General features: G+C 51.0%; 23 protein-coding genes. 16 read left to right on the forward strand and 7 right to left on the reverse strand.

The window, feature by feature from the left end; translation table 11 throughout:
- Positions 1-17: 17 nt before the first annotated feature.
- From AK95_RS26225 to AK95_RS26240, 4 genes are all read right to left on the reverse strand, one after another.
- Positions 18-1,367, reverse strand: coding sequence for an ABC transporter substrate-binding protein (locus AK95_RS26225; protein ID WP_071222854.1), 1,350 nt, complete (start codon positions 1,365-1,367; stop codon positions 18-20).
- Between the two features lie 99 nt (positions 1,368-1,466).
- Positions 1,467-2,366 carry a carbohydrate ABC transporter permease gene (locus tag AK95_RS26230; RefSeq protein WP_071222855.1) on the reverse strand — a complete coding sequence of 300 codons (900 nt, stop codon included), beginning with the start codon at positions 2,364-2,366 and terminating at the stop codon, positions 1,467-1,469.
- Positions 2,367-2,380: 14 nt separating this feature from the next.
- Complete coding sequence (locus tag AK95_RS26235; protein WP_071222856.1) at positions 2,381-3,271, reverse strand: carbohydrate ABC transporter permease; 891 nt, start codon at positions 3,269-3,271, stop codon at positions 2,381-2,383.
- Entirely contained in the window at positions 3,258-4,589 is a 1,332-nt protein-coding gene (locus AK95_RS26240; RefSeq protein ID WP_071222857.1) for a glycoside hydrolase family 125 protein, read from the reverse strand. Before AK95_RS26240 ends, AK95_RS26235 begins: the two co-directional genes overlap by 14 nt.
- Before the next feature lie 536 nt (positions 4,590-5,125).
- On the opposite strand from AK95_RS26240, the gene sigK reads away from it, so the two are divergent.
- From sigK to AK95_RS26285, 9 genes are all read left to right on the forward strand, one after another.
- A complete protein-coding gene (gene sigK, locus AK95_RS26245) occupies positions 5,126-5,827 on the forward strand; it encodes an RNA polymerase sporulation sigma factor SigK (RefSeq protein ID WP_006208952.1) in 702 nt (233 codons plus the stop codon).
- 269 nt (positions 5,828-6,096) lie between these two features.
- A complete protein-coding gene (locus tag AK95_RS26250; RefSeq protein ID WP_071222858.1) occupies positions 6,097-8,358 on the forward strand; it encodes a helix-turn-helix domain-containing protein in 2,262 nt (753 codons plus the stop codon).
- A 169-nt stretch (positions 8,359-8,527) separates the two neighbouring features.
- Positions 8,528-9,433 (forward strand): ABC transporter permease, encoded by a 906-nt coding sequence (locus AK95_RS26255; protein WP_235613231.1) that lies wholly within the window; start codon positions 8,528-8,530, stop codon positions 9,431-9,433.
- Positions 9,434-9,450: 17 nt separating this feature from the next.
- Positions 9,451-10,326 carry a carbohydrate ABC transporter permease gene (locus AK95_RS26260; RefSeq protein ID WP_071222859.1) on the forward strand — a complete coding sequence of 292 codons (876 nt, stop codon included), beginning with the start codon at positions 9,451-9,453 and terminating at the stop codon, positions 10,324-10,326.
- Between the two features lie 27 nt (positions 10,327-10,353).
- The gene (locus AK95_RS26265) at positions 10,354-11,955 is read left to right on the forward strand and encodes an extracellular solute-binding protein (RefSeq protein ID WP_162487657.1); all 1,602 of its coding nucleotides are present in this window, start codon (positions 10,354-10,356) and stop codon (positions 11,953-11,955) included.
- 69 nt (positions 11,956-12,024) lie between these two features.
- Complete coding sequence (locus AK95_RS26270; protein WP_083397735.1) at positions 12,025-13,299, forward strand: sialidase family protein; 1,275 nt, start codon at positions 12,025-12,027, stop codon at positions 13,297-13,299.
- Positions 13,300-13,312: 13 nt separating this feature from the next.
- Positions 13,313-14,200, forward strand: coding sequence for a dihydrodipicolinate synthase family protein (locus AK95_RS26275; protein WP_071222861.1), 888 nt, complete (start codon positions 13,313-13,315; stop codon positions 14,198-14,200).
- 23 nt (positions 14,201-14,223) lie between these two features.
- Entirely contained in the window at positions 14,224-16,338 is a 2,115-nt protein-coding gene (locus tag AK95_RS26280; RefSeq protein ID WP_162487658.1) for a glycosyl hydrolase family 28-related protein, read from the forward strand.
- A 27-nt stretch (positions 16,339-16,365) separates the two neighbouring features.
- Positions 16,366-16,596 carry a twin-arginine translocase TatA/TatE family subunit gene (locus tag AK95_RS26285; RefSeq protein ID WP_071222863.1) on the forward strand — a complete coding sequence of 77 codons (231 nt, stop codon included), beginning with the start codon at positions 16,366-16,368 and terminating at the stop codon, positions 16,594-16,596.
- Between the two features lie 6 nt (positions 16,597-16,602).
- Here the strand turns inward: AK95_RS26285 and AK95_RS26290 are convergent, their stop codons facing one another.
- From AK95_RS26290 to AK95_RS26300, 3 genes are all read right to left on the reverse strand, one after another.
- Positions 16,603-16,863 carry a hypothetical protein gene (locus AK95_RS26290; RefSeq protein WP_235613232.1) on the reverse strand — a complete coding sequence of 87 codons (261 nt, stop codon included), beginning with the start codon at positions 16,861-16,863 and terminating at the stop codon, positions 16,603-16,605.
- Positions 16,864-17,142: 279 nt separating this feature from the next.
- Complete coding sequence (locus AK95_RS26295) at positions 17,143-17,412, reverse strand: hypothetical protein (protein ID WP_071222864.1); 270 nt, start codon at positions 17,410-17,412, stop codon at positions 17,143-17,145.
- 90 nt (positions 17,413-17,502) lie between these two features.
- Entirely contained in the window at positions 17,503-18,339 is an 837-nt protein-coding gene (locus AK95_RS26300; RefSeq protein WP_071222865.1) for a sugar phosphate isomerase/epimerase family protein, read from the reverse strand.
- 302 nt (positions 18,340-18,641) lie between these two features.
- On the opposite strand from AK95_RS26300, the gene AK95_RS26305 reads away from it, so the two are divergent.
- The 7 genes from AK95_RS26305 to AK95_RS26335 all read left to right on the forward strand — a co-directional run bounded on the left by AK95_RS26305 (position 18,642) and on the right by AK95_RS26335 (position 25,409).
- Positions 18,642-19,607, forward strand: coding sequence for an acetylxylan esterase (locus AK95_RS26305; RefSeq protein WP_071222866.1), 966 nt, complete (start codon positions 18,642-18,644; stop codon positions 19,605-19,607).
- Positions 19,608-19,884: 277 nt separating this feature from the next.
- Complete coding sequence (locus AK95_RS26310) at positions 19,885-20,259, forward strand: Na-translocating system protein MpsC family protein (protein ID WP_071222867.1); 375 nt, start codon at positions 19,885-19,887, stop codon at positions 20,257-20,259.
- A 150-nt stretch (positions 20,260-20,409) separates the two neighbouring features.
- The gene (locus AK95_RS26315) at positions 20,410-21,189 is read left to right on the forward strand and encodes an ABC transporter ATP-binding protein (RefSeq protein WP_071222868.1); all 780 of its coding nucleotides are present in this window, start codon (positions 20,410-20,412) and stop codon (positions 21,187-21,189) included.
- A gap of 31 nt (positions 21,190-21,220) precedes the next feature.
- Complete coding sequence (locus AK95_RS26320; RefSeq protein ID WP_071222869.1) at positions 21,221-22,102, forward strand: ABC transporter permease; 882 nt, start codon at positions 21,221-21,223, stop codon at positions 22,100-22,102.
- A 44-nt stretch (positions 22,103-22,146) separates the two neighbouring features.
- A complete protein-coding gene (locus AK95_RS26325) occupies positions 22,147-23,190 on the forward strand; it encodes an ABC transporter substrate-binding protein (RefSeq protein ID WP_071222870.1) in 1,044 nt (347 codons plus the stop codon).
- 52 nt (positions 23,191-23,242) lie between these two features.
- The gene (locus AK95_RS26330) at positions 23,243-23,905 is read left to right on the forward strand and encodes a cysteine hydrolase family protein (RefSeq protein ID WP_071222871.1); all 663 of its coding nucleotides are present in this window, start codon (positions 23,243-23,245) and stop codon (positions 23,903-23,905) included.
- 100 nt (positions 23,906-24,005) lie between these two features.
- Entirely contained in the window at positions 24,006-25,409 is a 1,404-nt protein-coding gene (locus AK95_RS26335) for an MFS transporter (RefSeq protein ID WP_071222872.1), read from the forward strand.
- The last annotated feature ends 34 nt before the right edge of the window (positions 25,410-25,443 follow it).

Below are 25,443 nucleotides of genomic sequence, written 5' to 3' on the forward strand. Positions count from 1 at the left end.
CGATACCCGGTTACTATCTACTTGCCGGTCGTAATCACTTTATTGATTTTTTCGGCCATCACATCCAGTTCGGTGATCGGGGCTTTGCCCATCAGAATGTTTTTCCATGATGCTTCGATGAACGGGTACGCTTTGCCTGCCCATGTTGACAGGAAGCGAACCGGCTGCGTATTCTGGGATTTCAGGATATGATCAAGGCCTTCGCCCACTTCAGGATGTCCGGCCGTTTTCAGCGCTTCGTAATAAGCAGCGGAAGAGGCTTGATAGGCTGCAGGAGCCACCGGAGTTGAAGGGAGGACTTCCTCGTACATTTTGGAATCCAGGTACTTGAGCACTTTCCAGACCGCTTCCGGATTTTTGAGCGTTGCCGGACTGGACCAGCCTACGGCGTCATAAATCTCGGTCTGGCTGTTTACGATCGGCATCGGAACGTAGCCCCATTCCAATTCTTTCGGAGCCGTGCGGATCAAGTCATCGGCTACCCACTGCCCCTGCAGGGTCATCGGGACTTTACCTTGTTTGAATGAACTCATGGCATTGGTTAAGTCAAAGGTGGGGGGATTCATATAGCCATTTGCAATGGCTGACTTATATTTCTCGACGCCTTCCCTGAACGGTTCGCTGATTTCCACCTTCGTTGGATTGATGATGGCATCAGCGAAGGGAGCGCCGCCGGTGGAAACCGAATAGAGAGAGACGTGGAAAGGGTCAAGGGGGGCGTAATAACCGAATTGCTGCACACCGCCCTGATTGCTCGAAAGTTTCTCCATCGCCGTGAAGAATTCATCGTAGGTCCAGCCGATTTTCGGTTCCGGGAGGCCTGCATCCTGGAATGATTTTTTATTGTAAAAAATGCCGTAGGTGTTCAAGAGTCCAGGCAATCCGACCAACTTGCCTTCATAGTACCAGCTGTCTACCACGCCGTCGTAAAAGCCCTCCATGAACGCTTTGTCCTGTGCTGCAAGCTCCGTCCAGTCATAGAGAAGTCCTTTGCCGGCATTATCGAGCAGCATGTCGTTTCCGGTCATGAAGATGTCAGGCGCTTTCTTCGCCGTGATCATTCCGTTAATCTTGACACCGTAATTGTCCAATGGAGTAGGGATGAGTTTCACTTTGATGTCGGGGTTTTCCTCTTCGAATTTTTTCATGGAGGCCATGATTTTTTCGTTCATGGCCGCCGACTCCCAGGTAATCATCGTGACTTCGACGGGTTTCTTGGACCCGGCGTTATCTTCCCCGGATGGCGTGTTCCCGGGGCTCGCCGTACCGGAGCCTCCGCCGCTGTTGCCGCCGCAAGCGGCCAGCAGACTTGAAATTAGCAGTAAAGCGATGATTCCGCTGGCCCACCTTCTAACACCCTGTCTCATTGAAAGACCTCCCCAATGGTAATTTAATGAACTGAACATCCCATGTTTTTTACTTCAGTCAAGCAAGAATCGGCATCACCTCCCATACGGTCGGAAGTTTTACTTTAAACCCGCGGAATTCATGGAGCCCAGCCCCTGCATAAAAAACTTCTGGCCAAAGAAGAAGAGCAGCAGCATCGGCAGAATATAAATTAAATCCGCGGCCATAAACAGATTCCAGGCTGTCGCATAGGTGCCCGTATAGGTAGCCATCGCCAGTGACAACGTCCATTTGCTTGGATCGATAATATAGAGCAGGGGTTCCAAATATTGATTCCACGCCCCTTGGAATGCAAAGATCACCATGGTCATGATGACCGGCATGGACATAGGCACCAGCACCTTGAGCAGCACATAAAGGTCAGATGCCCCGTCGATTTTGGCAGCCTCGTCAAATGAAACGGAGATCGTTCTGATATACTGCACAAACAGGAACGAGAACGTGGCGTTTCCAAAAAAGGCGGGCACGATGATCGGCAGCCAGGAATCGTACCATCCGATGCTGGTGTACAGGTTAAACATCGGGATCATGCCAACGAATCCGGGAAGCATGAGGCTCCCTACAAAAAGCGAGAACCACAGTTTACGTCCCGGGAACTTCAGCCGTGCGAGACCGTAGCCCACCAGCACCGAGCTTATAATCTGCCCGATCGTGCAGGTAATCGCGATAAACAGGGAGTTTCCAAACGTTTGCCAAAAGTTGATTTCCTTCGTACCGGTTACAAAATTGGACCAATGAAATTCCCGAGGAAACCATTCGGGCGGAATCTTGAACACATCATTGTTGCTCTTCAGCGCAATCGTAACCATCCAGAAGAGGGGAAACAGCATCGCAATGGCGCCGATAGCCAATAAGACAAAACGAAAGGCGTCTATCCAGTTCAACCGTACTCTTCGCTTAACGCGTATGTCCGCTGCATTCAGATTTCCTCGTTGTTTGTGCCGTACTTCCGCTTGCATCACTTCTTACCCCCTTATTTATCGCTTTCGTAATAAACGAACCGGTTGGAGTACCGGTAGGATATAACGGTAAAAATCATGATGATGACGAACAGCACCCACACCTCCGCAATGGCATAGCCAAACATTCTTCCATTGAAGGCGTCGGTATAGATTTTGTAATTCAGCAGGGAGGTGGAAAAGTTCGGGCCGCCCCCGGTCAGCACCTGAACCTGGTTAAACGCCTGGAATGCGCCGATGATGCCGAGGATAAGCTGCAGGAACAGGATCGGAGTGATCATGGGCAGCGTAATGTTTAGCGACATCCGCCACCGGGAGGCTCCGTCGACTTCCGCCGCTTCATACATTTCCTGGGGCACCGACTGCAGACCGCTCAGAAAAATGATGACACTGGATCCGACCTGCCATAAACCGATTAACACGATGGATGGAAGCGCTGTCGTTTCGCTGGTTAACCAAGTGCCAGGCGGCAGACCGAACTCTCTTAGCAGTGAATTTGCCAGACCATATTGCGGCTCATAAATAAATTGCCACAATGTGAGCGTGGCGATGGAGGGAACGACGACGGGCAGATAAAAAATCGTCCGGAACCATTTGATGCCAGTTAAGTTTTTGTTCAGCATCATGGCCAACAACAAGCCTAGGATCAGCGATAAAGGAACACTCAGGATTACGAAGTAAAACGTCGCCCTGATCGAAGGCCAAAAAGCAGGATCCTCGGTGAACAGGTATCTAAAGTTCTCAAAGCCGACAAAACGGGGAGAATCGTACCCGCTCCATTCTGTTAAGGCGTAATACATGGACGACAACAGGGGGTAGGCGACAAAAACGCTGAAGCCGATAATGGACGGTAAAATGAACAAATATCCGATGACCCAGCCGCGAAGCTTCCTATTGGTTCCCATGGTGATCCCGACGACCTCCTCCGATACCATTTGCTTTGACCCGAAGGCCGCAGTAATCCATCATCAGCTCGCAAAACATCATGTTAGCCCAGGAAAACCATGGGCGGGTATAACGGGTTGGGTCATCGACCAGAAATCCTTCATGCATCATGCCGGTGCCTGCATCGGTCTCCGCCATCAGCCGTAACAGTCGAAGTTTCTCTTCCCGATCGGTAGTCGTCAAGCCTTGAATCGCAAGCGCAATCGGCCAGATATAACGATCAGGCGTATGGGGGCTTCCAACACCCGCAGCGGCAGTGCCCTGATAATAGTACGGATTGGCGTGGCTCAGCACGAATCTGCGGGTATTCTGATAGATCGGGTCATCAGCGCTTGTATAGCCCAAATACGGAATGGACAAAAGGCTGGGAACGTTGGCATCATCCATCAGCAGATGGTTTCCCTTCCCGTCCGTTTCATAGGCATAAATGTTGCCGTATTCGGGATGATCGACCACGCCGTACGACTCGATGCCATGACGGATCTCATCGGCTAGTTTCTCCGCCTCCGCTTCCAATTCGGAATCGCGCAGGACATCACGGCAAATCTCCGCCAGATAACCAAGCACAACGACAGCGAACATATTGGACGGTATGAGGTATCCGTAGGCGCAGGCGTCGTCGCTCGGGCGGAAGCCGGACCAAGTCATTCCCGTGTAAGCCACCTCCGCACCTTTGCCGCCGCGCGGCAGCGTGTCGCTTGGAGGACAATCGAAGCGTTCGAAGAAATAAGGCGAGTCGGTTTCATGATGCTGCTCGGTTCGCCAGATGTCCAGAATGACCCTGGCGGCTGAATGGAACGTTTGATCCAGATGCGAGGTCCTGCCGGTTTCTTTCCATAACAGGTAAGCAAGCTGGAGGGGATAACATAACGAATCGATCTCATATTTGCGCTCCCATAGCCATGGATTCATGGCGGTACGGTCGTTCTGATGGCCTTGACCGGAAGGCGAATCATTGAATGCATTGGCGTATGGATCAAGCAGGATGAATGCCGTTTGCCTGCGAACGAGCCCCTCGATCAAATCGGCCAGCTTGTCGTCTTCACCCGCCGGAACGAGGAAGGGGCGGATTTGGGCAGCCGAATCCCTCAGCCACATGGCCGGAATATCGCCGGTGATGACAAAGGTGGTACCGTCGGGCTGTCGTTGAATGGTCGAACTCAGCGTATTGTCCAGCATGTTTCTAAACATATGTCCGAGCTTCGGGTAAGCTGAGGTGCCTTCGATGATCGTGCGGTTCAAATCATGTAATACAGAAAAATAGTCCAACGTGTACATGGTAAGCTCTGCTCCCTTCATTCTTCAGGGTTGGGAATCACTTTGTAAGGTTATTATATAAAACGCTTACATTCAATATAATTACATACCAATTTAATGTCAATATATTATATAGATAAAAATTATGGCTGTTATATTGTATGGGTATAATGAATATCTTGTCGGTCATTCTGCCGGTTCTTAATTGTATATTTGCCAAAAGTCAACTTCCCTCGTTTTGATGTGGACATGCCGGATATTGAATGATTGATTTGAGATAAAAGCATGAATTTAAATTAGAAACATCCCGTGGCGGCAAAAGCAATTCATGGGTCGTTATGGACTATTTTTATAACATGATATATTGGTATGTATTGAAAGGGATGACTCTTTGCCGCTGTTGTTTGCTGTTTGGTTGAGGAATCGGCAAACGTTTTTACGAATCACTTTCCCGCGTACAGGCACTTCTGGGCCGTTGCCTACATACAATGAGAAGACCGAGAGACCGAGCGCGATAAGGGCCGGTTGCATTGTAACTTCGCAGGAGGTGTCCCAAAGTGCCTGGATTGTTTACCGCAATTGCTTTGTTCATAAAAGAGTTGACCCTGCTCGTTTCGTACGTGAAAAACAACGCGTTTCCCCAGCCTCTGACCGAGGAAGAGGAAGCTAAACATCTGCAGCGAATGGCCGAAGGCGATCCTCAGTCGCGGAATAAACTGATTGAGCATAATCTTCGGCTGGTCGCACACATCGTAAAAAAGTTTGATAACACCGGCGAGGATTTGGAAGATTTGATTTCCATCGGGACGATAGGACTCATCAAGGCGATTGAAAGCTTTCGGCCGAACAAAGGTACGAAGCTGGCGACATTTGCTGCCCGTTGTATAGAAAATGAAATACTGATGCATTTGCGTTCACTCAAGAAAACCCGCAAGGACGTATCCCTCCATGATCCGATAGGAACGGACAAAGAAGGAAATGAAATTACATTAATTGACATTTTAGGGACGGAAGCGGATGATATAGTGGATGCCGTGCAGTTAAAGATTGAGAAGAGTAAGATCTATCGGAACCTCGATATATTGGACGACCGGGAGAAGGAAGTCGTTATTGGTCGTTTTGGGCTGGAAGCGGGCGGAGAAGAACGGACGCAGCGTGAGATCGCCAAGGAACTCGGCATATCGCGCAGCTATGTGTCACGGATCGAGAAGCGGGCATTGATGAAGCTGTATCATGAGTTTTACAAGCAGAAACGGTAGGAAGAAGCGGTGTTGAAATATTTTCAAGAACGGATAAGCCATGATGGCTCGTTGCATCTATCTAAAGCTTGGCTCTTCAAGAGTTGTGCAGAGGATAGGTGCATTTTGTTAAGGCGTAATGGACAAGCGGTTTTCTTCCGCGGAGAGCATCATTTCAAACCTGCTCCAATCATTATCGCCGTTTTATGGACAGCGCCGGAGCATTTACATATGCGATAATTCACTTACAATGAAAATAAATCCTATAGATGAAAAAAGGGGGAATGCAAATGGGCTTAAGCCGGTTCAATTCCAAACTGTTGTACAAATACGTCGTTACGTATGTGGTCATCTTACTGCTTCCGGTCATGATGGTCGGTTTTTTTGTATACCAGTACTTCATTCAGCTGCTGGAAGACGAAGTAACCCGGAGCAATTTGAATCTGCTCTCCCAGGTGAAAGAGAATGTGGATGTCAAGATGACCGAGCTTCACAACATCGCCTTCCATATTTCGGGCAACACCCGCCTCACCCCCTACCAGGTGACAAAAAATCCGTTTACCGAGCTTGACACCATCTCCCAGCTGCGAAATTATGTCAGCGCCAACACCTTCATCTCCAATTTCCTGTTATATTTCCATGGACATCATAAAGTATATTCACCTTACAGCACGTACGACGCAGCCGAATTCACAGACAAAATCTACACCTTCGAAAACTGGGAGCCGGAGCAATTCTATCGGGACATTAACGAAGCGACCATTCCCTACGTACGGAAATCCGAAGATGTACGAACAGCGGTTGGTGGCCGCGAACGCTATATTACCTACGTGATGCCGATCGGCCCGAATCCATCCGATTCGTTCGGTACGGTCATATATTTGATCAACGAAAACCGTTTTAAGGAATTAATTAAAAAGAAGTTTGAGGATGCATGGAGCAACACGCTCATTTTGGACGAGAAGGGGGAGCTGATCACCTCTTCCCAGAGCATGGATCCGGGCAAAACCGAAATCCTGCTAGAACGTTTGCAAGCAAACAGCGAGGGTCAAGGCACGCTGAATGTTGAAGAGCGTGAATATTTCGTGTTTCAGGATGAATCTGCCAAGTTCGGCTGGACCTATATCACGCTGGTGGACAAGGATACGGTCATGCTAAAGGTGGAGCAGGCCAAAAGCAGGACATTTTACGGGTTGCTGCTGCTTGTGCTGGTGGGAAGCATTCTTATTTTCTTTGCCACCCATATGAATTATAAGCCGATCCGGATGCTAAAGCGGCTTGCCGACAGTAAAGTGAACATTCCCCCGGGGAGTAGGCTTGGCGAGATTGAATCGATTCGATCAGCGCTGGATGTGATGTCCGAGAACAACGATGAATTGAACCGGAAGATTGAAAGAAGCCGTCCAGCACTCAAGTATTACCTGATCCTGAACCTGCTTAAAGGCGAATACAAAAGCAAAGATGATCTGCGCGGAAAAGGAGAGCTGGCAGGGCTCCGATTAGAGAGCGTGTTTTATACCGTCATGGTGCTTCTTTTTCCGAAAAATCACGGACACCTGTCGGTTGCGGGACTGCCGGACGGATGGTGTGAAGCCCTCCCTCAGGGCACGGAGGTTTTCGGTATCGAGGGGCTCGAAGCCGAGCAGCTCGTATTGGTAATGGGAACAGACGAAGTTGTTGAAACGATGGAGATGCTGCTGAAGATGACCCATGAGACCCTTAGCCGTTCACTCGGCATGGATGTTACCATCGGGGTCGGTAACTCTTACGTAAAGCTGGAGGAGCTGGGCAAATCTTATATCGAAGCCTGCGGAGCGCTAAATTACAGACTGATTAAGGGGAAGGGAAGCCTGATTTTTTTCCGCGAAGCCGTTTCTGAAGCCGAGACGAACCGGAACGGTTATTCGAAGAGCCAATGGAACCGGCTGAAGCAGTTCATCTACCAAAGCGACACCAGCGGCATAGAAGTGTTTCTCCGTCAGCTGATCGACCGGATTCGTAAAGAGCAGCTTCCGTTATTTATGGTCAAGTGCATTTGTTTTGATCTGATCAACGTGATCCTGGCTATTCTGGAGGACATGGAACTTGATGAAGAGGCGCTGGCTGAGAGATATCCGGATGTGGTGAAACTGACGGAATTTGAAACCGTGGATGACCTGATCGAACTGGTAAAGGACATCTCCGCGGATATCCGCCGAATTTTAAGCGAACGCAAGGAGAGCGGAAACAGAGAGCCTGTGGAGAAAATGAAGTTGTATATCGGGGAGCATTTCGGATCCACGCAGTTCTCGGTGCAAAATCTGGCGGATGAGCTGGGGATGTCCGCCTCGTATCTGAGCCGTTATTTCAAGGAGCAGACGGGCTTCACCATTTCTCATTACGTGAACCGGCTGCGCATGGAAAAGGCGAAGGAGCTGTTAAAGCATGGGGAAGGGAACCTGCAGGAAGTGGTGGACCGAATCGGATACGGAAGCGTCTCCGGATTTATTAGAAAGTTCAAGGAGCAGGAAGGCATGACGCCCGGCGATTACCGTACCATGAAGCACAAGTGATTGTAAACGCTTGCATATACAGGTCATATTTGATCAATGCCGTTCGTCAATCGGCGGCAGAAGCCGTCAACTCCGTTGTCACATCCCGTTTATCCTGTACATAAACGGTAAATTTACACCTCCCGCCGTTCCCTTTATGTTGGTGTACAGAGAGGGGGTGATACGACGGATGAAGCTGTTTCTGCGAAAAATCAGGGTGCATTACCAGCTGTACCTATTGTTTTTACCTACGCTTGCGTACTTCGTGATTTTTCAATATATACCGATGTACGGCGTGCAGATCGCGTTTAAAGACTTTTTGGCGACAAGGGGAATTATCGGAAGTCCTTGGGTCGGTTTGGAACACTTCGAGCGTTTTTTTAATTCCTTCCAGTTCTGGACTTTAATCAAAAATACACTGGGCTTGAGTTTATACGGGTTGGCTCTAGGATTTCCGATACCAATCCTGCTTGCGCTTCTGCTCAACCAACTGTCCAGTCACCGTTTTAAACGGTTTGTCCAGACCGTAACCTATGCGCCTCACTTTGTATCGACGGTTGTCATTGTGGGGATGCTGACGATTTTTCTGTCCCCGGGCAGCGGATTGATCAATCATCTTATCGTTGGTTTGGGAGGGGATCCTGTCTTTTTTCTCGGCTCGCCCGAATGGTTCAAGACACTGCATGTTCTTTCTGGCGTATGGCAGGGGGCAGGCTGGGGGGCGATCATCTATTTGGCTGCATTGGCAGGGGTGGATCCGGGGCTTCATGAAGCCGCCATCATCGATGGGGCGACCAAACTGCAGCGAATACGCTACATCGACATCCCCTCGATCCTGCCGACAATCATCATTGTACTCATCCTGCAGCTGGGTTCGATCATGACGGTCGGTTTCGAGAAGACCTTTTTGATGCAGAACTCCTTGAATCTGGACTCGTCGGAAGTGATATCGACCTATGTGTATAAGACAGGGCTGCTGGGTACCCAATACAGCTTCTCGGCGGCGGTAGGCTTGTTCGATTCCATCGTGAATTTTATCCTGCTCGTCACCGTCAACCGGATCGCCAAAAAACAGACCGAAACGAGTCTTTGGTAGAAAGGAGGAGCTCCGGCATGCATTCCAGATCAAGGGCGGATAGAGTGTTCGATTTATTCAACTATGCGTTTCTTACACTGCTGCTCATTGTGATCCTATATCCATTGTATTTTATTATCATCGCATCTGTAAGTGATCCGATTAGCGTAAGCGGGGGCAAGGTATGGCTGTTTCCTGTCGATTTTACCCTTGAGGGGTATCAGAGGATAATGGAGAACCAGACGATATGGGTCGGATACAAAAATACGCTCGTTTACATGACGGTCGGGACTGCGGTCAATGTAGCCATAACCGTTACGGGGGCTTATCCCCTGTCCCGCAAAGACATGTACGGCCGGAATCTGTTCATGTTTCTCATTACGTTCACCATGTTTTTCAGCGGAGGGCTTATTCCGACCTACCTGCTGGTTAAATCTTTGGGCTTGATGAATTCCATGTGGGCTTTGATATTACCAGGGGCCGTCAGTGTCTGGAATCTGATTATTACCCGTACCTTCTTCCAACACAACATTCCGGATGAACTCCGGGAGGCGGCAGCCATGGACGGCTGCTCGGATTTCAAGTTTTTTCTGCAAGTGGCGCTTCCATTATCAAAATCCATTCTGGCCGTTCTAGTCCTGTTTTACGGGGTAAGCCATTGGAATTCGTTCTTCAGCGCGCTGATCTATTTAAGGGATGAAGCTCAGTACCCGCTTCAGCTGGTCCTGCGGAACATACTCATCCAGAACGAGGTGCAGGAACTAATGAACCTGGATCTCGGTGCCAGCAACAGCCTGTCGGAATCCATCAAATACGGGGTCATCATCGTAGCCAGCATTCCTGTGCTCATCCTGTATCCGATGGTTCAGAAGTATTTTGTGAAAGGTGTCATGATTGGTTCTTTGAAAGGCTAATCCAAAGATCACGAAAGGGTGGTTATCTTGAAACGATGGATGGCGAGGTCTACGGCATACGCGGTGGCGGCGGCTCTTCTTCTGGCGGGCTGCAGCAGCGGAAATGAAGCAAAGGAAGGTGCACAGGCTCCAAGCACCGAAGCGAATTTCAACGAAACGGGACTTCCGGTCGTCAATGAAGAGATCCGCATCCGGATTCCGGTGGTCAAACAGCATTATCACAAGGATTATAACGAAATGGTGCTGGTGCAGGACCTGGAGGAAAAAACGAATATCGATGTCGAGTGGGAACAGATCCCGTCTGAGAGCTGGACCGAGAAGAAAAATTTAATTCTGGCCAGCGGAGAATTCCCGGACGCATTTTTCAACGGGCTGACGACACAGGATGTGGTGGATTACGGAACGGAGGGCGTTCTGATTCCGCTGGAGGATTTGATCGACAAATACGCGCCGAACATCAAGAAAATTTTGGATGAGAATCCGCAAGTACGGCGGATGGCTACGGCGCCGGACGGACACATATATTCCATCCCGTGGTTTGAAGATCAGGCCCATTTTCAATATCGGAACACATTTCTGTTGAATAAAACGTGGCTGGATAAACTCGGCCTTGAAGTGCCGACAACGCCGGATGAATTGATTGCAGTGCTAAAGGCGTTCAAAGAGCAAGATCCGAACGGGAACGGCGAAGCGGATGAAATCCCGTCAACCTTCCGTCACAACACGACGACGAATGGGTACTATGAGCTGTTTGGGGCGTTTGGGCTTGCCGATGCGCTTACCGGCTTCTCCGTCGAAGATAAGAAGGTGGTGTTCGAGCCGGCCATTCCCGAGTACAAGATGGCAATCGCGTTCCTGAACCGCTTATACGAGGAAGGGCTGTTGGATCAGGAATCCTTTACCCAGGATGCCAAACAGATGCTATCCAAGACGAAGGACGAGACGCCGAAGGCCGGTTTGATCGCCTCTTTTAACGGAACGTATGAGCTGGGGGACAGAGTTCATGAATACGTGGCGATGCCTCCGCTGAAAGGACCGGAGGGTCACCAACTGTGGAGAAGGCAGGACAACCGGATCATTCTCAACTTCTTCTCGATTACGAAGAACAACCCGTACCCCGAAGCGACGATGCGTTTGGTCGACACATTGAACGATCCGAAATCGGCGATGCAGTTTAAATATGGTCCCTTCGGCAGCCATCTGAAGGAGAAGTCGGACGGCAAGATTGAAATCGTGCCGCCTCAGGACGGAATGGATATCTCCACTTGGATCGGCAGCACGACGCCTTCGACGGCTTTCCCGCTTCTGGTCTCCAGCGAATGGCTGCAAAAGCTGGAGAAGAGCGAAAGCGATAAACTGCGCAACGGATTTTATGAAATTTATAAGCCTTATATCGTTCCGGAGGATCGGACATACCCTAATTTGTATATGACGGCGGAAGAGAACAAACGTCTTGGCGTACTGGCAACCGACATCATGACGTATGTCCGAAAGATGGAAGCCAAATGGATTGTGGAAGGCGGCATTGAAGCTGAATGGGACAAATACGTAGAAGATTTAAAGCGAATGGGATTGGATGAAATGATCGAAATCAAACAGCAGGCATATGACCGTTATATCCGTAGTTGACATCAAAGGTGGCGGCAGCGTGCGTTAAGCTACTGCCCCATATAACAACCGAATCGGGAGGGTAACCGCATGAACATGGAAGAAACCGCGCACATGATTAGGCCGTGTGCCGATGATTATGTCACCGTATTCGAGTCGCCGGATCCACAGTCCGTTTATTGTTACTCACCTGCCATTATTAATCTGCCAGGCGGACGGCTCGTATTAACAATGGATCTCGGAGGAAAGGGAGTCCCCGATCTTCCGGGGCCGAAAGGTTCACGCAAAGGGTTTATTACACAAGGGAAAGTGTTTGTGTCGGACGACAAAGGGCGTACTTGGCAGCATACGCATGACTTCCCCTTTATGCATGCACGCCCCTTTCTGGCCGGAGGAGCACTTTACATTCTAGGGCACTGCGTCAATCTGATGATCATCCGATCCGATAACGGGGGGCTTACCTGGTCCGAGCCGGTCCAGCTGACCGATGAAGGGGATTGGCACCAGGCTCCTTGCAATGTCCATTATGCCAAGGGGAATGTATACCTGGTCATGGAGGATATTCGGCAGCATGACATGACGGTGTGGCCGGTTAGCGAAATCCAGCCGGTCCTCATGCGGGCGCGGGAAGACGCTGACCTGCTGGAGCCGGTCAGCTGGACTTACGCTTCCCGCTTAACAGCCGTCGATGCCTTTCCGTCGGATCGTCTCGATTATTTTGGCGTCCCCTTTTTCACCGAAAATTCGGATTACCTCAAGGGTCAGTTGAATTGCCCGCCCGTCGGCTGGCTGGAAACGAACGTCGTTCAATTCACCGATCCTGACCATTACTGGTATGATCCCGAGGGCAGGACGTTTCATCTGTGGGCGAGAGCTCATACGGGAGGTACCGGTTTTGCCGCCATCGCCAAAGTAGTGGAGAACGACGACGGCACAATGACAACGATGCTGGAGACGACGCCTTCCGGCAAACGAGCAGTGTTTGTCCCGTGCCCGGGAGGGCAAATGAAGTTTCATCTGTTATTTGACGAGGTGAGCAGGTTGTATTGGCTGCTCAGCTCGCAGTCCAGAGACAGCATGACGCGCAAGGAGCGCCTGCCGGCGGAGCGCTTCGATCTGCCGAACAACGAGCGGCACCGTCTTCAGCTCCATTACTCAACGAATTGCATCGACTGGTGTTTTGCGGCTATCGTGTCGATCGGAGCCTCGCCGAAGCAGTCGCGGCATTATGCCAGCATGGCCATCGACGGGGAAGATCTGCTCATTGCCAGCCGATCGGGCGATGCCAGAGCCAAGGATGCGCATAATGGGAACTTGATTACGTTCCACAACATTCGGAATTTTCGATCTCTCGTATATGGATAGGAGGATATGGGCTTTGACCAAAAAAGCGGAGTTAACCAAGAAGTTCGAGGGCGTCTTCTCCCTACTGCTAACCCCGTTTCACGAGGACGGAAGCATCGATTGGGAGGCTTATGAACGCTACGTGGAGTGGCAGCTGTCCTTCCGGCCCCAAGGCTTGTTTGCCGTATGCGGCAGCAGCGAAATGAAATGGCTGACATTAACGGAACGGTTGGAGCTGATGAGAAGGGCTGTGAAGCTGGCGGGGAACACACCGGTTGTGGCTACGGGCAATCTTGAGGCTCCGAAGCTGCAGCAGGAAGAGCTGAAGCAAGTGATGGATACGGGGCTTGCGGGCGTGGTTCTTGTCCCCTCGGCCGGCATGGGGGTAGACCAAGGCAAGCTCGCGGATCACTTCGCGGGGCTGGCCGATATAGCGGAATGTCCGGTCATACTCTATGAGTGGCCCTTGGTGGAGCCCTATGCAATAGAACCCTGGGTCTATTCCAGGTTAACGGATACTGGCAGCGTGATCGGGATCAAGGACACAACCTGTACGATGGAAGGCATTATGGGTAAGATCGAGGCGGCTCCTGATACGATTGTTTACCAGGCGAACACTCCGTTCATGCTGGAAGCCATTCGCCAAGGCGCTAAGGGAATCATGGCCATCGTTTCGGCTGCCGGAGCAGGCTCTGTTTTAGACTTCTGGAGGGCGGCTTCGCAAGGATCGGCCCATGCGGAGAAGCTTCACCGGGAGCTTGTATATCTCGACGCGCTGCTCCGATTCGGTTACCCCTCCTCGGCGAAAATGCTGGCCGCTCTTCAAGGCGTGCCCATGGGATCGACGGTGAGATCCGGCGGCGTTACCACACTCGAGGCTAAAAAGGCGATGGAGGTTTGGCTGCAAACCGTCAAGGTTTAAGAAGATGAATGATGGGGGGATCGATGATGAGCAGTCGGCATGAAAGTGATGACGTCCAAGGTGAACGTGCGCAGCAGCCGCTGATGGAGCGTCCAATGAGCAGGCGCAGTATGCTGTCCGCCCTCGGATTTGCGGGGGCGGCATTGGCAGCTGAGCATTTTCTGAAAGGTCCATTGGCGAGAACGGCTTTTGGTCAAGGCGCTCCGGCTGTAACCGATGCCGTTTATGGAGACGATGACAAAATCAAACCAACATTGTTAATGAACATGAGTTATATCATTGCCGTTACCTTGGCTGAACTCCGGGGTATGGAGGAGCCGAGAGAGGATTTGATTTATTTCGTTACGGACCCGGGACAGGAGGGGCATTTCATATATGATCCTGCAGATAACACTTCTCCCGATAATACCGGAACGATTGTTGCATCCGCTGCCGGAGCCCGCTTTAAGCGACTGCATGACGGAAGCGTTAACGCTGCATGGTTTGGTGCAGTAGGCGACGGAATGTCCGACGATACGGAAGCGGTTCGTTCGGCTCTGGAAGCAGCCAGAGGAAAGAGTTTGTTTTTCCCGCCGGGGGTTTTTCGATTGACCGATACGCTGATCATCCCCCGTAATACGTTTGTCCGCGGAAGCGGTGCTTCCTCGTGGTATGCTTTTGGCCAAAGGCGCAATGAAGTCCCGGATAGCATCCTGGATATGGAGAACGGCACCGTTCTTATGTTTACGGGAAACGGTTCCCGGACGTATTCCAGCAACCGGAACGATTTTCGGGACTTTACCTGCGCCGTGAAGCTGGATGCCGATGCAGACGGTACCCAGCTGTCCGACCTCAAGATCCTGTCCCACTTCAAGATTCGCGACGCGCTAGGGAATATTACGACCCAGCATACGGATGAACATGCCATGTTCGATGTTGGGCTGTGGATTGATAATGCTACTCATGTGAAGCTGGATCGCGTCTCTGTTGTCGGCTACTGGCAGAAAGCGGGGGTGTTTCTGGATGCATCGGGGCGGTTATCGGCAACCGCGGAATACGGCTCCATTGAATATGCCACCATTAAAGATTGCCTGTTTCAGGGCAAAATCGGGCTCGCCGTTCTGGGCGGTGACGAAGGCAATCCGCCGGATGCCGCAGGCTTTACCCCTCCCGTTGACGATGCCCGGACCGAGGGACAGTTCGGATTATCGCATTTGCTTGTGTCCGACTCCTTTTTTTCCGGTACGGATCATCATTCCAACGGGTTCGCCCCAGGCTGGGAGAGCCGGATCGAACCGGACAGCACACCGATTAAAATTGACGGCTTCATCGGAAGCGGTGTTCCTTACCGGATCAACCATCCGAGATTCGTGAACTGCTCCATCCAGACGCGGGAAAGTGCTTCCATCGTGCTGGATCGGGTCATCAGGCCGACTTTCATCAATTGCCGGGCGGAAAGCGGACCGGTAAGGGCAAGCCCATACACGGTTCTCCCCCGGCTCATTAACTGTGAATTTCCATACAATCGCTCAAAAACGGAGTTTCAGGAAATGGAGCACTGCCAGGGTGCATGGATCGTTCCGGGAATGCGGAGGCTCGGGCATATCCATCTTAGGGAATACCATTTTCAGGTGGAGCTCCGAAATAATAACGGAGTCATTGAACATCGGCTGACGAAGGCGGGTGCGATGCAGCCTTCGACGGCACGCTCCTTCGATGTAGAGGCGCTCTTCCGCTACGCTGTTCAGGAGGCTTCATGGGATTACCGGTCCTGGACGCCCCTTCCGCTTCCCGGCGGAACGGGAAGCGATGATTTCTCCAAAGGGATGTTCTTGGGGGAGAAAGCATTCCAGAGCAAATATGCCTTGTTTACGGCTGCGGCCATCGACAATCACCCGGATTATCAGGAGGCGGAAGCCGCAGTGACCTTGAACAGGACCTCGGATACCGCGCTTTGGATTCGGCCAGCCGCCTACGCGTCCCAGAATGTTCCTTACCGGATGAAAAACTATTCCAATGTCCTCAAGCTGGAGCTTCGGAGCGGGGACGGGCCAGCCGCGAGTTTGCTTACCGCGCTTCCCAAGGAAAGCGGCGGATCGGCAAGCCTTGTCATTTCCGTCAGGGGCAAATTTTATGAACAGGCCTATGGGCTAGTGTGAAAAAAGAGGCGAAAGGAGACTGGATTCATGCCGTTGAATATCGGATTTACAGGTCTAGCTGTATTGGTACTGATCGGTCTGTTGTTGTTCGGCCCGTCCAAGCTGCCCCGATTGGCAAGGGCGCTCGGAACAACGATCAAGGAGTTCCGGAGAGGCAGCAAAGAAATGCTGGAAGAAGAGACGGCTGGTTCCGATGCTGATCCCAAGGCAGGCGCTGATGCCGTAGGGGGAGATGGCAAGCTGCAGCAGAACTTGTAAAGCGTGTTAATGTAGAAGGAACAAAAGTGCGAGCCTCTTCCGGGAAGAGGCTCGCTTCGGTTTAGGTGCCTGCCATTGGAGCACGGCCCGGATAGCCATGGGTGCCGCCATGCTGCCGAGCATACCGAAGATGTCGGAATGCAGTCCCCTTTGACCGATGATGTACCCGCATGTCCCCCCAATGAATTCAATCGAGATGTACCGTTTCATATTGGACAATGTTACCACATAAACGACAAAGTCATCTTTACGCTTCAGGCTAGGCATTCAGATCCCCTCCTACAAGGTGTCCACCTCGCCTTCCTTATTTGGTAATTAGGCAAACGGCCAAGTGTGAACGATATGTTGAGTGCAAACCTGATGCTGATGTGAACCCGCCGTCATGACGGAACCTCTTCCATCAAGGCGCGTCGAATCAGGTTTTCTCATGCCATTTTATGTATGCTGAAGAGGCGGTATGCTTTCTTGCAGCGGCTGTTTTTAGCAAAAAATCCCCCTCCTTGTCCTATTAAAGGATAAAGAGGGGGATTTAGCGACATGAGCGGGTCAGTCCTCGTCCAACTCGGTTTGCAAGATCTGGTCTTCCGAAGGATAATCTCGCTTCATCTCTTTGTGGAGACCTCTGTTTTCGTAATCGAAGGAGTTCGGTGGTCTTTGATCCGCTCTCCATGGACTGCTTTTACCAAGCGTTTCGGTCCGCAGGCTGGATCCGTAAGGACCCTCCGGGAATTCCTCCGCGGTTAAATCGTTCCGCTGTGACTCCACGGTGGATAGATCCGTAAATTTATCCCGTTCTTCTTTCTCAAATCCGTTCATACCTGAAACCTCCCGAAAAGGTACTTAATCTACCGTTTCAGTGTGCCCTGAACAAGAGGAATCATTCCGTTATATGGCCTGGATCCTCTACTACAGTCCAGCAGCACCGAATACGCTGTCAAAGGCTCGCCGTGATTTAGCAACCAATTCTTCAGGGGTCCCGGTCGGCGTGGAAGGCGTCAATATTTCTTGTGTCACCGGGCCTGCATAGCCGATATAATTCAGAGCCTGAAGGAACCCAGGCAGATTAATAACGCCTTCACCCGGATAAAGCCGATCGTTATCAAGCACATCTCCCACGGGTATGTTCTTGGCATCGTTGATATGGACATGAACGATTTGTTCGGCGCGCAGCTGCCGGATATCCGCAACCGTCATCTCATTGGTGTACCAGTGATATGCATCATACAGCAGCCCGACATTCGGCTCCCCGATGGCATCAATCCAATCCAAAGTTTCTTGTACCGTCCAGATGAACGGGTTCTTCCATTGGGTGCGCAGATGATGCGGTCCTACGAACTCCAAGGCCAATCGAATTCCGTATGCCCCCAAAATGTTGGCACAAGCCCGCAGTCTGGTAGTGGCCAGCGCCATGAAATGAGCAGCGTGTGCATCGGTGGAAGGAAGAATGTATGTACAGCAGCGTGTGCATCCGAGAGCCTTGGCAGCAGCTGCAGCTGCCGGGAGTTTCTCGAGGCCGCTTAGGAACTGCTCGTCCGTTCCTCTCCATTCTACGGGAAGGCCAATGGCCCCGATCTCCAGTTGGCGGGATTTCAGCATATCGGCTGCCGCCTCCACGCCAAGGCGGTCTACAAGACCTTTGGCATCGATATCGATGCATTGGAATTCGTATTTGGCCGCGAGTTCGATAAACTGTAAATCGCTTTCAAGTTTTCCGAGTCCTGCGCTTGTTAAACCTTGCAGCATATTCATCGTCTCCATTCGCTATTAGATGTCGTTTTGCTAGAGGCGGGCCTTCGTTTATATCAACCCATTGGTTTTCATAGTTTCTATTATGATATGTTCCACTCTATAAATCTATGATCGCTTTTTATTTTTTTTTAAGAAAGATAGCGATAGGAGCCACTGCCGATTTGTTATTGTGAGAAGGATTCGTAATAAACCGGCATGAATTCCTACCGTATCGAAGGGGATTACATATGTTTTGCCGAAATAACCATGTCATATGAACTTCCACTTTACTCGCGAAAAGGAGATTAAAACTCAGAATGAATACCATTGAACAGCGGAAGAAAGAGCTTGGTAACTTGTATCCGGAGCCCACGATCGACGAGCAGGTTTTGAATCGATTTTGGGAGGAAGCATTGAAGTCGTACGGTAATAAGCCGCTCCACATGGTTAGTCAACCGGAAACGACGCCATATCCCTACATGGAAGTATCCAAGGTCACTTATCATGGTTATGATGATACGCCCATCCATGCTTGGTATATAACTCCCGCTAAATCTTCTACGGACGAGAAGCCTCGGGCGTGTATCGTAACCTTCCCGGGTTATTCCGGAGACCGTGGATTTCCGGAACGGTATGCCCATTGGCTGATGCTCGGTTATGCGGTGTTTGCCGTGGACGTAAGGGGACAGGCCGGAGAGACGGGGAATCTGCTTCCATTGGACAGCGGCGTGGTTAAGGGCTGGGTGACGCAGGGGATTACGGATATTCGTCGCTCCTATTACATGGCAGTTGTAATGGATGCTGTGAGGGCAGTGGATGCGGCATCGGAGCAGCCTGGAGTGGATCCGAACAAAATTGCCGTGGTAGGCGGCAGTCAGGGCGGCGGACTGGCTTTGCTTGCAGGGGCTCTGAATCCGAAGGTTGCGGCCATTGTGGCCGACATTCCCAACATGTGCAGGATGGACTACGGGATTCTTCATTCGGCTAGCTCGCTGAACGAAATCGCCCAATACATAAAGCGCTACCCGGAGCAATTGAATCAAATCCTGGAGCATCTCTCGTATTTCGACATGCTGAATCTGGCGCCGCAAATCCAGGTGCCGGTCATGGTATCCGTTGGTTGGAAGGATACGGTCTGCATGCCCGAAACCATATATGCTGCATACAACCGAATGAAAGCGGCAAAAGAAATAAGAGACTATCCGTTCTCTGGCCATGAAGTAAATGAGTACCAGAAGAGGGAGGGCGTCTTGTTCCTGGAACGGATTTTTAACGGGAGATAGAACACGGAGACAGGAAGGGGCAGGCACGACGATTGCTCAGGACTGCTCTTTATATAGCATCATTGGACAGAAGCAAATGAATCACATTTAAATTTGTGTTATATATATGTTATGTAAAATAACACAAATTCTATATTTGTTATATTTTTTGACGTATATGTATTGACAACTACCCAAATTCGCCTATAATTATACCCAAGGACAGAAAAAACTCGATAAACACCCTATACCTACCCCGGTCAATGTAATATTAATTTACACAAAGGGATGTTGAACCATGATGACAGCAGGCGAACTCAAACAGGATCTTTTGAGGGTTTACAACGCGATAAATAAGAAAATATTTAACGTGGGTGTAAAGCAGCAAAAAGTCGATTTCGTTGGCAATAAAATCATCATTGTATCGAGAAATAGTAGAGTCCCCGTCCTCAAACTGCTGGATGAGAATTACCCCCTCTCTACCCGGCAGTTGGACCACCTTTTATTCCAGGTGTTCAAGCAGGAGATTAAAGCTTCCCTGGAACAGCAGTTTCAATTTAAAATCATCTCCATTCTTAAAGACTATGATGCAGAGACCGAGTTTTCCGGTACCATCGTATTCTTGGAGAAGGAGGTCGAAGCATATCTGAACGACATGCCGGAACTCTTGTAGAGAGCGGGCCGATCGTCAGTTTGGTACCAAGGCACATACATGTGTGCGGCTTGGGGCTGGACTGGCGATTTTTTGTTACATCCGCTTTTGAAAATAAATGTCTGTTGTTTCTGAAAAAACATGAAACTCAAAGGAGAGGGAGGAAGGGGCATGACTCACAAAATTGAAATTTCGGGTGTCAGCAAATGGTTTCGCCGAAACGGGGAAGAAATTGCAGCTATGCGGGAGACGAGTCTGGCGATTGAGGAGGGACGTTTTGTCAGCATTATCGGTCCCAGCGGCTGCGGCAAGTCAACGTTGTTTAACATTATCGCCGGTTTGATGCCGCCCTCCACGGGCAAAGTGACGGCTGACGGAAAGGATATCGTCGGCACAACCGGTTATGTGGGCTATATGCTGCAAAAGGACATGCTTCTGCCTTGGCGCACCATTCTCGACAACATCATTCTGGGTATGGAGGTCCGTGGCGTACCCTACAGGGAAGCCGTGGAGAGGGCGCTGCCCCTGATGGAAAAATACGGTCTGAAGGGCTTTGACAAGCATTATCCGAAGGAGCTTTCAGGAGGGATGAAACAGCGTGCCGCGCTGCTGCGGACGCTGCTCTACGACAGGGACATCATTTTGCTGGACGAGCCCTTCGGCGCATTGGATGCCCAGACTCGGCTGACCATGCAGAATTGGCTGCTGCAGATCTGGGAGGATTTTGGCAAGACGGTGCTGTTTGTCACCCACGACATTGACGAAGCGATTTATTTATCGGATGACATCTATGTATTCTCGTCCAGACCCGGGCGGATCAAGTCCAAAATTACCGTAACGATGGAGCGTCCCCGGAAAACGGAAGACATGACGTCTCCGGCCTTCATGGACCTGAAGCATCATCTCATGGATTTGCTGTCCGCTGGACAAGATGAAGAACAAATCTCTTAGGGGATAAGAACAAAATGAGGAGGGAACTGGAATGGAAAGTGCACGCAAAGAGGCTTTTATCGTACATGCCGTGACGTCTGCGGAGCCTGCAGCGGGTTCGTCCAAAAGGCCGGAGGTTATGCCGTACATCTTGGATGAAGAGGCGCTGGAGCGACGCAGAAGCCGGCGAATCGTTTGGGGGCGGGCCGCTGTGGCTGTACTTGTTTTTCTGGTGTGGGAGGTGTTCACCCGGATCGGCCTGCTGGATTCTTACTATTGGAGCAGCCCCAGTGCGATTCTTCGCACGACTTGGACCCAGATGACCGAAGGAACCCTTCTCCGGGACATTACGTATACATCCGGCTCGACGATTCTCGGTTTTGTGTTCGGAACCTTTCTCGGCGCACTGCTCGGACTGTCGTTCTGGTGGTCAAGATCGTATGCCGGCATCAGCGAGCCGTATCTGATCATTTTAAATGCGATGCCCAAGCTCGCACTGGCACCTGTACTCGTCATACTGCTGGGAATCGGATTTTTTTCCAAGGTGGCGCTGGCTTTCTCTATGACGGTTGTTGTTTCGGCGCTTTCCGCATACAGCGGCGTGAAGAGTGTGGATCCGGATATGGAGAAGCTGATGTATTCCTTGGGTGCCAAGCGGCATCAGGTTTTTACCAAGGTTGTCATACCATGGTCCATGCCCTGGATCATCAGCAGCTTGCGGATTAATATTGCCCTTGCGCTGGCAGGTGCCATCGTGGGCGAGTTCATCGCTTCAAGCCAGGGCGTCGGCCGGATGATTATGTATGCAGGAACGATACTGGATATCAACCTCGTGTGGGTAGGTGTCGTCGTCCTGTCGCTGCTGTCCATGGTGATGTACTGGGGCGTGGTGGTGCTGGAGAAGTGGTTATCCAAGGGATTGACCAAACAATAGACAGAATAACCGAACTCATTATTTCTATTAAAAGGGGAATTCATATGAACCAAAACATGAAGAAACGTTCACTGCTGTTCGCACTGCTCATGGTCACCGGTCTGCTTGGAGCCTGCGGCAATGAAAAAAACGATAACAGCACCGCGTCCGCTTCCGGTGACGGGAAGTTGAAGAAAATCGTGATCGCCGAGCCGCTTCACTCCACGGGATATCTGCCGCTGTACGTCGCGCAGCGGGAAGGCTTCTTTGAGAAAAGAGGGCTCGACGTTGAGGTCATCCAAGCGGCCGGAGGAGCGCACGTAACCGCCGTGGTCAGCGGGGATGCCTGGGGGGTCATCGGCGGGACGGAGTCCAATGCCTTGGCTAACAACAACAATTCCGATCCGATCATTTCGGTCGTGAATGTTGTCAACCGGGCGAACGTGTATTTAATGGCCAAGAAAGGCGCCGCACCTGCGAGCAATTCCCCCGAAGACCTGAAGGCATTTTTACAAGGGAAAAAGATTAACGCCGGTCGCCACGGCGGTACGCCCAACCTTCTAACCCGCTATCTCCTGATTCAGCTCGGACTCGATCCGGAGAAGGATGTGCAGCTGCTGGAACCGGCAGACGGCTCCACGGTGGTGACGATGGTCCAACAGGGCGCGGCCGACATTGCGAACGGAGCCGAGCCGCAGATCAGTGACGGGATATCGAAGAATGTATGGGAAGAGCCGTTTTACAAGTTTCATGACCTGGGGGATTTCTCGTACTCGGTTCTCAGCGTGAAGAAGTCAACCATCGAGAAGGACCCGGAAGCCGTTCAAAGTTTCACGGATGCCATGATCGAAGCGCTTGCAGTTGTGCAAACGGATAAGGAACTAGCCAAGAAAAATCTGATAGCCGAATTCCCGACGTTGTCCGATGATGCGATCCAAGCTGCCTTGGACCGGGCCTATGCCGACAATCTCTGGAGCTTGGACGGGATGATTTCGGAAGAGGCGTTGAAGCACGATATGGATGTCATGATCGAGACGGGGATATTTAAAGGGGACTATACCTATGATGCGCTGGTAGATATGCAGTTTGTAAACAATTCCAAGAAGTGATCGGCAGGTGCATGATGTCTTAAATCCACGACCTGAAAGGGAGAGAGTCACGATGAAATCTTTAAATCAGCTGATGCTAGGCAGCAAAACGGCGATTATTGTGGTCGATGTGCAAAATGATTATTGTCATCCAGAGGGAGCACTGTCTCAAGCGGGCTGCGATGTTAACGGGGTAGCGGAGATGGTGCCGCAGCTCCATAAGCTGCTTCAGAGGGCCAGGGAGCTGAAGGTGCCCATCATTTTCATTCAGACGCTTCATGAGAAAGCGACGGACTCCGACGCTTGGACCACCAGGTCCTCGGGACGATCGGCGAACGTATGCCGAAGGGGGAGCTGGGGCGCGGAATTTTACGAGGTATTGCCGGAGGAGAATGATATCATTGTCAATAAACACCGATACAGCGCTTTTGTAAATACTAGGCTGGATTCGGTATTAAAGACGCTGAAGATCGAGACCCTCATCATGACGGGAGTCAGCACTAATGTGTGCGTGGAATCGACGGCAAGGGACGGTTTTATGCTAGATTATCATATCGTGCTTGCAGCGGACGCTTGCGCATCGTATTCTTCAGCGGCGCATGACATGACCCTTCAGAATATTGAAGGCTATTTCGGGAAAGTTAGTGAAGTGGCGGAGCTTATCGATATTTGGATGGATCAAATGCCTGAGGAACCGCTGCGATCGATATCGACCGCCCAGCCGGCTATCGGCTAGCTTGTCAGAACGTGGTTCAACCCATTGGGAAGCTCTCCGCATGCGGGAGCTTTTTCTATGAGCGGCACAGAAATTCATGAATAAAGCTGGTGAGTCCTGCATGAATAACAGATCAAGGATGATCGTCCAATATACCATTTGTTTAGGGGCATTTCTGTCCAACTTGTCAGCCGGCATGTTCAACATTGCGCTTGTTGATATCGCCAGAACGTTCGATTCCACCATCCCTACGGCCCAGTGGATCGTCACCGCTTATTTGCATGTCATCTCCATATTGCTTCCGGTCATGGGAAAGCTGGGGGATATGCTGGGCCGGCGGAAAGTCCACAATATCGGCTATTTTGTGTTTATGGCCGGGGCGCTCTGCTGCGCCTTGTCACCTTCATTAAACGGACTGATCTCTTCTCGGATTCTGCAAGGCATAGGAGCGGCCATGTATCAAGCTACCAATATGGCGCTGATCGTCTCCGTATTTCCGAAGGAGCAGCGCGGAAAAGCGCTTGGGCTCATCAGCACGTTTGTTGCCGCAGGCTCGATGGTCGGACCGAGCCTTGGCGGAATACTGATTCAGTGGTTTTCGTGGCGGAGCAATTTCTGGCTGCTGACGGCCATATCCTTGATTGCATGGTTGTTCGCCCAGCGCTTTATTCCCAAGGACGAACCGGAAAAAGTCGTAAGCCGGTTGGATGTGCCGGGGGCTGCCTTTTTTGCGATATCTCTAACCGGACTGGTTACGGCCGTGAATTTGGGGGCTCAGTGGGGCTGGAGTTCATGGCAGGTTTTGGTGCTGTTCATTGTGTTCGGTGCGGGAGCTGTCGCGTTCATCGGGTGGTGCCTATCGTCGCGGTGGAAACGAGCAGGGGAAGGGAAACTCCCGTTTATGAAGCTGGATCTGTTCCGGGATGCAGGCGTTAGCGTGGGAATCATCGTCACCATCATAACCTACATGGCGGCTTTCTCGGCTCAGCTTGTGCTGCCTGTATTTCTGCTGAGCGAGCTGGGCGTTGAACCTGCCACGGCAGGCCTGATCATGATGGGATATCCGTTGTCACTGATCATATTCTCGCCTCTGAGCGGGAGCCTGTCGGACAAGCTGGGGACATTCCCGTTATTGTCAGCCGGGCTGCTGCTCATGACAGCAGCGTTAATCGTGCTCGGTTTTGTATCGCCGGCATATCCGATCTTTTTTCTGATTCTGCTTATCGTCCTGCTCGGAGGTTCCATGGGCATCATTACGCCTCCAAACAATTCTCTGGTGATGGGCAGGACATCCAAAACGGACCTCGGCCTGATCAGCAGCATTTTGGCACTGTCGCGAAATCTGGGGATGATGTTTGGCACGGCGGCGGGAGGTGCCATGCTGGCGCTTCCAGCCCAAGGGGCAGGGGGGCTTACCGGATTTCGGATGATATTCGTATTGAATACGGCGCTGGTTGTCATCGTTTATGTAACGATGCTCATATCGTTTCGCTTTGGCAGGCATAAGGAGACGCTATCTTCTTAGAGGAAGGGAAAATGAGAAAAAGGGTATCCCGTGG

This window comes from Paenibacillus sp. LC231 (assembly GCF_001860525.1).
GTDB lineage: Bacteria > Bacillota > Bacilli > Paenibacillales > Paenibacillaceae > Paenibacillus_AQ.